The 12,570-nt window shown below is 59.1% G+C and carries 10 protein-coding genes; 8 read left to right on the top strand and 2 right to left on the bottom strand.

The features are described from left to right. Positions 1-333: 333 nt before the first annotated feature. The 5 genes from leuA (at position 334) to BLT77_RS00850 (ending at position 6,702) form a co-directional block, all read left to right on the top strand. Entirely contained in the window at positions 334-1,884 is a 1,551-nt protein-coding gene (leuA, locus tag BLT77_RS00830) for a 2-isopropylmalate synthase (protein WP_090360379.1), read from the top strand. Then, complete coding sequence (gene leuB / locus BLT77_RS00835) at positions 1,881-2,987, top strand: 3-isopropylmalate dehydrogenase (RefSeq protein ID WP_090360383.1); 1,107 nt, start codon at positions 1,881-1,883, stop codon at positions 2,985-2,987. Before leuA ends, leuB begins: the two co-directional genes overlap by 4 nt. Further along, complete coding sequence (gene leuC, locus BLT77_RS00840) at positions 2,984-4,381, top strand: 3-isopropylmalate dehydratase large subunit (protein ID WP_090360391.1); 1,398 nt, start codon at positions 2,984-2,986, stop codon at positions 4,379-4,381. Before leuB ends, leuC begins: the two co-directional genes overlap by 4 nt. 9 nt (positions 4,382-4,390) lie before the next feature. Further along, positions 4,391-4,984, top strand: a complete 594-nt coding sequence (gene leuD, locus BLT77_RS00845; RefSeq protein ID WP_090360394.1) for a 3-isopropylmalate dehydratase small subunit — start codon at positions 4,391-4,393, stop codon at positions 4,982-4,984. 407 nt (positions 4,985-5,391) lie between these two features. Then, positions 5,392-6,702 carry an outer membrane protein transport protein gene (locus tag BLT77_RS00850; RefSeq protein WP_090360399.1) on the top strand — a complete coding sequence of 437 codons (1,311 nt, stop codon included), beginning with the start codon at positions 5,392-5,394 and terminating at the stop codon, positions 6,700-6,702. Between the two features lie 69 nt (positions 6,703-6,771). Here the strand turns inward: BLT77_RS00850 and BLT77_RS00855 are convergent, their stop codons facing one another. Beyond that, positions 6,772-7,668 (bottom strand): LysR family transcriptional regulator ArgP, encoded by an 897-nt coding sequence (locus tag BLT77_RS00855; protein WP_090360402.1) that lies wholly within the window; start codon positions 7,666-7,668, stop codon positions 6,772-6,774. Positions 7,669-7,789: 121 nt separating this feature from the next. Here BLT77_RS00855 and BLT77_RS00860 point away from each other — a divergent pair, with 121 nt between their 5' ends. Continuing rightward, positions 7,790-8,389: a LysE/ArgO family amino acid transporter gene (locus BLT77_RS00860; RefSeq protein ID WP_090360408.1), complete on the top strand. Its 600-nt coding sequence runs from the start codon at positions 7,790-7,792 to the stop codon at positions 8,387-8,389. A 19-nt stretch (positions 8,390-8,408) separates the two neighbouring features. Here BLT77_RS00860 and BLT77_RS00865 read toward each other — a convergent pair whose 3' ends face one another. Further along, complete coding sequence (locus BLT77_RS00865) at positions 8,409-9,146, bottom strand: TetR/AcrR family transcriptional regulator (RefSeq protein WP_090360413.1); 738 nt, start codon at positions 9,144-9,146, stop codon at positions 8,409-8,411. Positions 9,147-9,619: 473 nt separating this feature from the next. Between BLT77_RS00865 and BLT77_RS00870 the strand changes: the two genes are divergently transcribed. Further along, positions 9,620-10,177, top strand: coding sequence for a LuxR C-terminal-related transcriptional regulator (locus tag BLT77_RS00870; RefSeq protein ID WP_090360418.1), 558 nt, complete (start codon positions 9,620-9,622; stop codon positions 10,175-10,177). 27 nt (positions 10,178-10,204) lie between these two features. Further along, entirely contained in the window at positions 10,205-12,163 is a 1,959-nt protein-coding gene (locus BLT77_RS00875; protein WP_143026526.1) for a hypothetical protein, read from the top strand. Positions 12,164-12,570 lie beyond the last annotated feature (407 nt).

Below are 12,570 nucleotides of genomic sequence, written 5' to 3' on the forward strand. Positions count from 1 at the left end.
CTTAATTGGCACATAATGGTGTCGTTTCTCGGCTGGCTTTGGGCCAGGGTTTGGTCAGAAAAAAGCAAAAATTTCCACCGCTCCGAGGATTAGTGGTTGACAGGCTTTGCGAAATACCGCCATAGTTAGGTCACTTCGTAACCACGATAAACTGAATTTTTATGTACAACGTTTTTGGTTCCACCCTACTACTAAGCCTAACCCTAGCAGGACGCTGCGCGGGCCGGCCGGTCGTGGACTAAAAACAGTACCACTCGAGCATAGCCAACCCGCGCCCTAGAGCGCGGGTTTTTTTTTGCTTGCGCATGGGAACGGGTTGTCAGGGAGGCAGTAATGACAGATCAGGTAATCTTGTTTGATACCACACTGAGAGACGGAGAGCAGGCGCTGGCCGCCAGTTTGTCGGTCAACGAAAAGTTGCAGATTGCCCGGGCGCTGGAACGGATGGGGATCGACATTATCGAGGCCGGTTTCCCGGTCTCTTCGCCCGGGGATTTTGAATCGGTGCGTCAGATTGCCGCCACCATCAAGGACAGCCGCATCTGCGCCCTGTCCCGGGCGGTGCAGGCCGACATCGATGCCGCCGCCGAGGCGATGAAAGTGGCGGACCAGTTCCGTATCCACACCTTCATTTCGACCTCCGACATTCATGTACAGAGCAAGCTGAAGCGCAACTTCTCCCAGGTGGAGGAGATGGCCACTGACGCCATCCGGTATGCCCGTCGTTTTACCGATGATGTCGAGTTTTCCTGTGAAGATGCCGGCCGGACCCCCATCGACAATCTGTGCCGTATGGTGGAGTCGGCCATCAAAGCCGGTGCCGGCACCGTTAATATTCCCGACACCGTCGGTTACACCACTCCCACCGAGTTTGGCGGCATTGTCCGCACCCTGTTTGAGCGGGTACCCAACATCGACCAGGCGGTGATCTCGGTTCATTGCCACGACGATCTCGGCTTATCGGTGGCCAACTCCATCGCGGCGGTTGAAGCCGGTGCCCGTCAAGTTGAGGGCACCATCAACGGCATTGGTGAGCGTGCCGGCAACGCGGCGTTGGAGGAGGTGATCATGATCCTCAAGACCCGCATGGCCCGTTTTGGCCTGGAGGTGGGCGCCAACCCCGCCGAGATCCACCGGGTCAGCCAGACCATCAGTCGTCTGTGCAACATGCCGATTCAGTCTAACAAGGCCATCGTCGGTGCCAATGCCTTCAGCCACAGCTCCGGCATTCATCAGGACGGGGTGCTCAAATCACAGAACACCTATGAAATCATGACCCCGGAATCCATCGGCCTGGGGCGCAACAACCTCAACCTGACTTCCCGCTCCGGTCGTCACGTCATCAAACACCGCATGGCGGAGATGGGGTATAGCGACAGCGAGTTTGATCTCGAGACCCTGTATCAACGTTTCCTGGCCCTGGCGGATAAGAAAGGCCAGGTGTTTGATTACGATCTGGAGGCGCTGCTGTTTTTTGAGAATCAGCGTGAAGAGGAAGCCCATTACCAGATTCGACAGCTGAATGTGCAGGCGGGCAGCAGTCATTTTGCCACCGCCTCGGTGGAGATGCAGGTGGGCGACGAGGTGATGACCGAGGCGGCCACCGGCAACGGCCCGGTGGACTCCGCCTATAAGGCCATCGCCAGGGCCACCGGCCACCAACTGGCCATCAAGAGCTACCACATCGGGGCCGAAGGCGGCGGTCACGACGCCCTGGGTCGGGTCGACATTACCGCCGAGTTTGAGGGGCGCACCTTCCATGGCATGGGCCTGTCGACCGACATCATCGAGTCGTCCGCCATCGCCCTGGTACGGGTCTACAACCTGATCCACAGACAACAGCAGATTCAACAAAAAAAACAACGCATCTTGGAGGAAGCATGAGCAGGCAGCATCGCATCGCAGTACTGGCCGGGGACGGCATCGGCCCAGAGGTGATGGCTGAAGCCATCAAGGTGTTGCAGGCCGTGTCCGGCCAGTTTGGTTTTAGCTTGGACTACCATCCCCATGACATCGGCGGCATCGCCATCGATCGTCATGGCCGGGCACTGCCCGAGGCCACCCTGGAGGGGTGTGAGCAGGCCGACGCCATACTGTTCGGCTCCGTTGGTGGCCCCAAATGGGAAGGGTTGCCCCCTGCCGAACAACCGGAGCGGGCATCGCTGCTGCCGCTGCGGGGCCATTTCGGCCTGTTCTGCAACCTGCGCCCGGCGCAGATTCATCAGGGGCTGGAGTCCTTGTCGCCTTTACGGGCAGACATCAGTGCCCAGGGCATGGACCTGCTGGTGGTCAGGGAGCTGACCGGCGGCATCTATTTTGGTGAGCCCAAGGGGCGTCGGGGTGACGGAGCCGAGGAAACCGCCTTCGACACCATGGTTTACAGTCGTCATGAGATTCGACGCATCGCCCGGCTGGCGTTTGAAGCCGCCCGCAAACGTCGGGGCAGGGTGGCCTCGGTGGACAAGGCCAACGTACTGGCATGTTCGGTGATGTGGCGCGAAGAGGTCAACGCCATGGCCAACGATTATCCCGATGTGGAACTGGAGCACATCTACATCGACAACGCCGCCATGCAGTTGCTGCGTCGGCCCTATGACTTTGACGTGATGCTGTGCTCGAATCTGTTTGGCGACATCATCTCCGATGAAGCGGCGATGATCACCGGCTCCATGGGGCTGCTGCCCTCCGCCAGCCTCAATGAAAGCGGCTTCGGCTTGTATGAGCCCGCCGGAGGCAGTGCGCCCGACATCGCCGGTCGCGGCATCGCCAATCCGGTGGCGCAGATTCTGTCGGCCAGCCTGATGCTGCGCCACAGCCTGGGCGAGCAGACCGCCGCCGACGCCATCGATCGGGCGGTCTCCGAGGTTCTGGCCGCCGGCCAGATGACCGCCGAACTGCTGCCGCCGGAACGTCGTCAGCAGGCGCTGTCGACCGCACAGATGGGGGATGCCATCGCCGCCCGCATTGCCGAAGGAAGCACACAATGAGCCAAACCCTGTTTGAGAAGATCTGGCACAGCCACACCCTGAATGTGCCCCAGGGGGAGACCCCGCTGCTGTACATCGATCGTCACCTTGTGCATGAAGTCACCTCACCCCAGGCGTTTGATGGTTTGCGTCAGGCCGGTCGCTCGGTGCGGGCGGTCGGCAAAACGTTGGCAACCATGGACCACAACACCTCCACCCGGACCCGATCCATTGAGGCGCTGCCGCCGTTGGCCCGGACCCAGGTGGAGACCCTGCAGGCCAATTGCCGTGAATTCGGTATTACTCTGTATGACATCCATCATCAGAATCAGGGGATTGTTCATGTGATGGGGCCGGAGCAGGGGTTTACCCTGCCGGGTACCACCATCGTCTGTGGCGATTCCCATACCGCCACTCACGGTGCCTTCGGTGCCCTGGCGTTTGGTATCGGCACCTCCGAGGTCGAGCATGTGCTGGCCACCCAGACTCTGCGTCAGCGCCGGGCCAAAACCATGAAAATTGAGGTTCGGGGGACGGTGGCCGAAGGCATCACCGCCAAGGACATCGTGCTGGCGATCATCGGCCGGGTGGGTCATGGTGGCGGCACCGGCTATGTGGTGGAGTTTTGCGGTGAGGCGATTCGCAACCTGTCCATGGAGGGGCGGATGACCGTGTGCAACATGGCCATCGAGCTGGGCGCCAAAGCGGGATTGATTGCCCCGGATCAGACCACCTTCGATTACCTCGAGGGCCGGCCCATGGCACCTGAAGGGGATGACTGGCAGAGTGCGGTGGCGCACTGGCGCAGCCTGCACAGCGATGCGGATGCCTGCTTCGATGCCGAGGTGGTGCTGGACGGAGCGGCCATCGCCCCACAGGTGACCTGGGGTACCAACCCCGGTCAGGTGATCGCCATCGATCAGCCGGTGCCGGCCGCCGAGGCGTTTGAGGAGTTGGTGACCCAGTCTGCCGCCATCAAGGCGCTGGCTTATATGGATCTGACCCCGGGTACGGCGTTAACCGATGTCAGCATCAATAAGGTGTTTATTGGCTCCTGTACCAACTCGCGCATCGAAGATCTGCGGGCGGCGGCGGCCATCGCTAAAGGTCATAAGGTGGCGCCCGGGGTGGATGCCATCGTGGTGCCCGGTTCCGGGCTGGTGAAACAGCAAGCGGAGCGGGAGGGGCTGGATGCCATCTTTATCGATGCCGGCTTCGAATGGCGTCTGCCCGGGTGCTCCATGTGTCTGGGGATGAACGACGACCGTCTCGAACCGGGCGACCGCTGCGCGTCCACATCCAATCGTAACTTCGAAGGGCGACAGGGGCGGGGCAGCCGAACTCACCTGGTCAGCCCGGCCATGGCCGCCGCCGCCGCGTTGGCGGGCCGGTTCGTCGACATTCGTACCCTGTAGGAGATCACCATGCAGCCATTCACTCACCATCAGGGCACGGCCGCGGTGCTCGACCGGGCCAACATCGATACCGACCAGATCATACCCAAGCAGTTTCTGGCCAAGGTCACCCGCGAGGGCTTCGGGGTGCATCTGTTCCATGACTGGCGTTACCTGGATCATGAGGGACAGCAGCCCAATCCAGATTTTGTGTTGAACCAGCCCCCCTGGGATCGGTCCACCATTCTGATTGCCGGGGAAAATTTTGGTTGCGGTTCCAGCCGTGAGCATGCCCCCTGGGCGTTGGCGGACTTCGGCTTGCGGGCCATTATCGCCCCCAGCTTTGCCGATATTTTTTATCAGAATGCCATTAATAACGGCCTGTTGCCGGTGACCCTGCCCGAGTCCCAGGTTCAGGCACTGATTCAGGCGGCGGCAGTGGCGCCGGTCAGCATCGATCTGCAACGTTGTCAGGTGCAGTGCGGCGAACAGAACTGGTCATTTACCCTGGACGCCGATGCTCGCCATAATCTGCTTAATGGGCTGGATGCCATCGGCCTGACCCTGGGCCACCGGCACGCCATTGATGAGTACGAAGCGGCTATTCCCGCCTGGCAACAGTAATCAGATGTACGCTGAAATCGGCTTCGACGATCAGCTCCGACCAGTGTAAATGCTTTACTTTCAATGGTTTGGGTCGTTGATTTTGGTGTGCCATTAGGTGCTGGTGAAATTCACTGTTTTAAATTCCTTGATTGGGCGTACACTGTGCGCCCAGTTTTCGAGCTTAAGTCTTTGAATTTAATGATTTATAACTTTGGTCGCTGGTGTTTAGAGCAAACATTCAGTACACCCGTTCAGCTTTGGAGCCACCAAAGCTGTGTCAATCGATCGCCTTTGTGGTGATTTATTCCAGACATCTGTTTTGAATTAGGGTTTTTATACAATTCGGATGAAGAGCAATTGCACTATTTTTTTCTCTCTCTACTATGGCGGCAAATCAAAATGACCGTATGAGGTTTGGGGAGAGTATGAAAATTCGTGTAGTTGCTGCCGTTGTTGCCACTGTGTTGGCGGCGCAGGCCCAGGGGGCTGGTTTCCAGCTGGCCGAGTATTCCGCGACTGGCCTGGGGCGGGCGTTTGCCGGCGAGGCGGCCATTGCCGATAACGCCAGTGCACAGGGGCGCAACCCGGCGCTGTTGATGCAACTGGAGGGGCAACAACTGTCTCTGGGTGCCATCTACGTGGATCCCAATATCGACTCTCAAGGTGACGTTAGCGTTAGCCTCAACGGTACCCCGGTGTATGCCACCGGACCGGGTGAAGCGGATGCGGACGATTTCGCTCCTTCGGCCCTGGTGCCAAACTTCTATTACAGCAACCGACTGTCGGATCAGTGGGCCATTGGGGTGGCACTGAACTCCTCCTACGGCCTGGCCACCGAAGTGCCGGCCGGCCATGCTACCGCGATCTTTGGTTCCACCACTGAAGTGACCACCATCGAATTTGCCCCCAGTGTGGCCTATAAAGCCAGTGACGCCCTGAGCTTCGGCGTGGCGTTGCGTGCCCTGTACGGTGACGGCAAGGTCGAGGCCACGGTTCCCGCCTGGGCTGAAGGCCTGGGCGTACTGCCTCAGGGTTCGACCGGTTCCATCCTGAAATCGGTCGAGGGTGACGGTGTGGCCTTTGGGTATCGCCTTGGCGCTACCTGGGAACCCGCTGCCGGCCACCGCATCGGTGTGGCTTATCACAGTGAGATCGAAGTGGAGCTGGAAGGCGATGCCATCGGAGCCGGCTTCGGCCTGGCGCCCGGCGCCAGCAAGCCAGGCAGCCTGAAGTTGCCTCTGCCGGCGTACGCCGAGTTTGCCACCTTCCATCAGCTGACTGAGCGATTCGCCATGCACGGCTCCATCAACTGGACTGACTGGAGTGCGTTTGAGGCTTTGATTGTGGAGTTCCCCGGCGAGCCAAGTAACCTGCTTAAAGAGGAAAACTTCAAAGACAACTGGCGCTTTGCTCTGGGCGGCACCTATCAGGCCAGCGACATCTGGACCCTGCGGGCGGGCATGGCCTATGACAAAACCGCCGTGGGTGATGCAGACCGCACTCTGACCATTCCAGATTCGGATCGTCTGTGGTTTTCCGTCGGCTCCGCCTGGCAGCTTCAGAAAGACCTGACCCTGGATCTGGCGCTGACCTACATCGAGGCCACCGGTGATGCACCGGTCAACGAAACCATCGCCATGCCCATCTCCGGCATGGGTAATGCCGAAATCAGCTACAGTGGTGGCATCGAAGGCAATGTGGTTCTGGTGGGCGCGCAGCTGAGCTACGTCTTCTAAGCTCTTTATGCTTACAAAAAAACCGGCGACCTGTTCGCCGGTTTTTTTATGCCTGTTGGCTTACTCCGGCTAGGAATTGGGCTTAATCAACGCCGACTTACCATGCTGAATCAGGGTGTGGCCGACGGTTTCCATCACAGGGCTTTGCAGGCGCCAGCTGTGCCAATACAGGGGGACCTGGATGCGGTGATCGCTCAGGGCCTGAAGCTGCCCCTGGGCCAGCGCTTCCTGAACCTGGGGTTGTGGTAACAGCGCATAGCCCATGTGTTGCAGCACCGCGTCGAGAAATCCCTGTGACGAGGGCAGCTGGTGATGGGGAGGCCGGCCGTTGGCGTCGCCGAAGTGCCGGCTCAAAAACCGGGTCAGCAGCTCGTCATCGCGACCAAACAGCAGGGTGGGAGCCTGCATCAGGGTTTGGGAGCAGATGCCGTTGGTAAAGTGGCGGTCAATAAATCGGGGGGTGGCCACCAGTTGGTAGCCCAGGGCGCCCAGCAGGGTCGATCGGCATCCCTGCACCGCTCGGGCGTGGGCCGAGATGCAGCCGGCCACCTCGCCTCGTCTTAGCCGCTCAAGGGTGACCACCTCATCCTCCACCGTCAGCTCCGACAGCACGCCGTGGTGCTCAAACAGGTGTGCCAGTGCCGTTGGTAGCCAGGTGGCGAGGCTGTCGGCATTCACCGCCAGGCGGATGGTGCTGTAAGCGCTCTCCTGTTCATCGACCAGGGTCGTCGACAGGGTCGATTCCATCATCGCCACCTGTTGCTGGTGCCGCATCAGCGCCAGCCCCGCCTGGGTTGGGCGGATGGGATGGGCCCGTACCAGCAGCGGTCGTCCCAGTCGCTGCTCCAGCAGTTTGACCCGCTGTGATATCGCCGATTGGGTCAGCCCCAGCTCCCGGGCCGCGTGATCGAAACTGCCCAGGCGGGCAACGGCGGACAGGGCTTCCAGCAGCTTGTAATCGAACATAATGTAAATAAGCTCCGCTAATATTTCATTAGCATTATTAATTTTTGTTAATTGTTGCCCCAGCCTACAATGGCTGCCATCAAGTCACAAGCCCACTGGGTTCAGGTAGAGGTAGTCGGGGATGGTTTCAGCGTACATTAATGGATTAGGGGTCGGTGCCGGATTGATCATGGCCATCGGTGCCCAGGGGGCGTTTGTCCTGAGCCAGGCGTTGAAGCGGCAATACCACCTGATGGTGGCGCTGGTGTGCACCCTGCTGGATGTGATTCTTATTGGGCTGGGGGTGGCCGGGGTTGGCGCCCTGATTACCGACACGCCGGAGCTGCTGGCGGTGGCGCAGTACGGCGGTGCGGTGTTCCTGCTGTGGTTTGGCTTTTGCTCACTGCGCCGGGCCATTGCCGGTCAGGGCGGCATGCAGGCCGTTGAGGCCATTGCCAGTCGTCGTAAGGTGCTGATCACCACCCTGGCGGTGACCCTGCTGAACCCCCATGTGTATCTGGACGCGTTGGTGCTGTTGGGCTCCATCGGCGCCCAGTTTGGCGATGCCCGCTGGTCGTTCTATGCCGGCACCGTGACCGCGTCGCTGCTGTGGTTCCTCGGGCTCAGTCTTGGCGCCGCCCGGCTGGCGCCGGTGTTGTCCACTCCCAAGGTGTGGCGGGCCATCGACCTGCTGGTGTGGGCGTTGATGTGGAGCATCGCGGTCAAGCTGCTGCTCAGCTGAGCGTAAGGCAGCGAGTGCCTTAGCCGGGCGGATCGGGTTGCGGTTTTTTGGTGGCGATTGGCATGTTGAAGTTCTGATCCATGGCGGTCTTCCAGGCCAGCTCCAGCTTTTTCGGGTTCAATAGGGGGCCGTCGATGTGCCAGTCCAACTGGCCGAGCACCAACTCGCCAAGTTGACACAGTTTTTCCGTGGCCACCAGGTTAGGGCGAAACATGATGTTGGTGCGCATTACGCGTAATACCCGCGTACCCCGACAGACAATCGACAGGTCGGCGACCACCTCCATGGCGCGGGCTTTGTCGTTTGCCAACGCCTGTTGTTCGATCAGGCTGTCGATCAGTCCATCCACCTGGAGCCGATACAGCTGGAAATGGTCCTTGAGCTCGGCCACGATCTCTGCGGAGGCCTGGCCCACCAGTCCGCAGTTATCCAGCAGAAAGCCGGTGCCCATATCGTCGTTGTTGAGGTCAAAGCTGACAAAGTCGATGCAGTAAGGGGCAAAACCAATCTGGAACATCACCTGCTCGGCACTGTTCAGTCCCAGTGCTTTGGACTGATTCAGCCCCAATCCGTGACGACGAATGTTCTCCGCTGCGGCCAACAGCAGCAGATCGTCCTTATTGCGAACCTCCCGGTACAGGCTACCCACCGACAGGCCGGCAGCCTTGGCCAGATCCCGCATGGAAAATTCAAACAACCCCTTTTCGATGACCAGTGCCCGCGCGGCTTCCAATACCTGCTGCCGATGCTGTCCCATCCCACCTCCTCCTGCTTGCTGTTGCCACTACCTTAGACGGTGTCTGGGCGCAGGCCAAGGACGGGGGTAAGCATATCAACAACAGTGTGAATGTTCACCGTCCTGCTCGGCGGCCTGAAGTCGGGAATGGGCCGTCGGTACACGGTTCCGGCTGTGGACTGAAATCGGTGGCATCGCTGTGGGTCGAGGTCAGTTGCAGCCGCAACCGACGCTTTGTCCCGGGCAAAAATGTGACCAGGCTCCTGGACGGGTGTTCCACTTTGGCCTCGCTCGGCCTTGCTTGATGTGACCGCCGTCACTCGTGAGTGCTTGCCGCGGTAAAGGCTCCACCTTTTGGGCTTGGTATTTGTGATGGCGATCATAACGGGTGGCGCCAAAAGCCGGAGTCGAACCGAATCCAACCCCCTTGGCATATTGGCGCTTTGGTGGCCGATAGACTGTTGCTGCATTGTTTAACGAGGAGGAGCCGATTTATGCAGCCAACGGGTTGGATCTTTTATCAGTCAAAATGTCACGACCTGTCACAGCACGCCTCCTGCGAAATGCGCAGCTGGGACCTTAAGTTCGACGCTGAGTTTGAATGCAGCAACATCTGCGTCTCCCGCCCGGCGCTGCGGCAAAGTGCTTGCGCCGTGCTGGCCTCAGAGAAAAGTGTCGCCTTTCATTTTGGCCTGGCGACGGATAGCCAGATTCAGGGGCAGAAGGTCTACAGTGCCCAGCTGAATCTGGGCTATCTGATCTTGCTCTTCGATCGGGTCTACCGGCCTAAAGTCGACGACGTTAAGCACTACTTTCATGAAAAGGTGCTGCCCTTTCTGCAGCCACTCAGGCAGCAGGAGGAACCCACCCGCCGCACCATGACCATTGTTAAGTTGACGGCATTGGGGTTTACCACCACCGAAATCGCCAACGCCCTGTTTTTGTCGAATCGAGGGGTGGACTACCACCTCGATCTGGCGAAAAAAAACTTGGGGGCCACCAATAAATCGGCTTTGGTCTTCCTGGCCATGCAGCACGGCTGGCTTGCCTGAGTACTCTCTAACTAAAACCGAGTAATGATGATGAAAAAATTGATTGCCTTGGCAGCCCTGTCTGCCATGGGGTTGGCCGGTTGCGGCTCCGATTCGGACAGCGCTGCGCCCACTCCGGTGCCGGAATCGCCTGCTCCGGCGCCCCTATATGACAACCTGGATGTGCATGTCGAACCCAGCCGTCAGTTCGATGGTATCGTTCGTATCTATCTGGGTCGCTGGTATCCCTGCACCGACGAGCATCCTGAGATGTGCGCCAAAGAGATGCCGGCCGACTACGATCTGCCCACCACCGGCAGCCAGACCGGCAGCTATGGCAAGCCCAAGGACGAGAACGACCGCAATAAGAACAAGTACTACAACGTTCGAACCCGTGATGACAGTAAGTACTACATGGAGGTCCATTCCGATGCCATCAAGGCATGGCGCAGCAGCGCCGTCCGCGACGATATCTTCGTTCCCGGCCAGTACTCTATTCTGGATGTGATGCTCTATGTCTCCACCCTCCGTGACGATCTGGAAGTCACCCTGGGGGAGTGGAACGATGAGCTCAACAGCTATGATTTTACCGTATCCTTCGATGCCGACGGCGATGGAAAATTCGATAACCCCGATGCCGGCGACTATCTGGACAGTGAGAACTGGTACGCCGCCAGCACTTATGATCAGGGGGATAACCTCAAGATTGCCAACCCCTACCTCGATACGTTGTATGAGCGTCTGGACGAGTACTGGGTGCAGCCGGAGATGAACATCCGTTTCCAACCCGTGTCTCCGGCGATGCGGGAGCGGGTCAAGCAGATGCAAAAAGCCGAGGCCGATCGCCTCAAGGCCAATGGCGGTAAGGTGATTCTGCCCAGCCTGGTGCTGGCTTATTTGGATGGTCGCAAGGGGCCACAACTGCCTGCCAGTAACTTCGAGGTCAAGGCCTACAACCTGCGCCCCGATGTCTATCAGCCCGGAGTGATCACCGTAATGGATGCCATGATGACCGCCTATCACGAGTATGGGGTCGACATCCGCTTTGGCTTCTGGCCCACCCTGTCTACTGGCGCTACCATCGATGCCTACATCATCACCCGGGCAGACGGTGTGCGTAACGGCAGTGAAGGGATGAGCGGTTGGGGTTGGGTTGCCGGCGAATCCCAGTCAGCCTTGGATTTCTTCAACGGCCCCGCCTGGCCTAAGGCCCAGGAGCTGGTCAATGGCAGCGCCCCCTACGACAATCCCACCATCTGCCATTTTCTGCGTGATGAGCAGGGGCAGTTGAATGAGACCACCGCCCAGGAGTGCATCGACCACTGGTACTCAGGCTATGGCGGCATCAATTTGCACCGTACCGCCGATGTTTCGGTGATGATGAACCCCAAGGAGTTTATTCAGTTGTACTGGGTGGGGCCGGATTATGGCTCCAAATATGAGATGACCGAGCACAACATCGCTTACGACGGCAAGTTCCCCATCTATGACATCGACGAAGCGGTGGTGCCCCTGAAGAACAGCCACTTTGGCTGGGGGGTCGCCGACTGTGGCCTGTGCCACGGCCTGGATAACACCCACCTTGAGGGCGGGGATTCACCGGTGTTACCCGATAATACTCAACCGCACTTCTGCGCCTCCTGCCACGGTGGCAACGGCGCTCCCCAAGGACACGGCGCAATAGTGCGCTGCCACTTCTGCCACTCCAAGGACAAGCTGATGCTGAACCACGGTGAAGCGTCGAAGCAGTACCGCTTCGACGAGATCCAATGTCTCGGGGTCACCCAGAAGGGCAACGAACTCAACGGCGAGATGGGCTCCTGTGCCGATGTGGTCAAGTCCAAGGACCCCTACACCCAAGATTTGCTGGACGGTTACGCCCACAATGGCACCACCTATGGTGAGCAGGATCCGCGCAAGCAGCTGACCCGGGGCAACAGTGATTGGCATACCAGCAAAACCTTCCCGGACCCCTACTCCTGCATGACTTGTCACAAAAACCGTTAACCGGGGTTAAACGGCAATGAGTATTCACGGCGCTCAGCTTGAGCGCCGTTTTTACTCGCGCGTCGCTTCGGGCTTTGCTGCCGGATCGAGCCTGCCCTGGCTTCTGCACCATAGGCAATTTATCTCCGGCACCAGTCAGGGCATTATTATCGAGTGAAGGTTCAGCGGTGCTTTTCTAAGCCCCGTTCTTTTAATGGCACCGAGATCATGCAGTTCTGAACCATGGCGATCTTCCAGTCCAACTGGCCAGGAATCAGCTCGCAGGTGTTCACTCTAAGGCCGTGCCCACCATACCGTTTGCTCCCATCACCGGCGGCTCGACCGCCTCGACACCTTGCAGCAGTGGCTGGCAAGGTACAATCAGCAATTTGCCATTGTCGTCCGCGACACCTTGGGAAAGACCCCGT

The sequence above is a fragment of the Ferrimonas sediminum genome, from assembly GCF_900100175.1.
Lineage (GTDB): Bacteria > Pseudomonadota > Gammaproteobacteria > Enterobacterales > Shewanellaceae > Ferrimonas > Ferrimonas sediminum.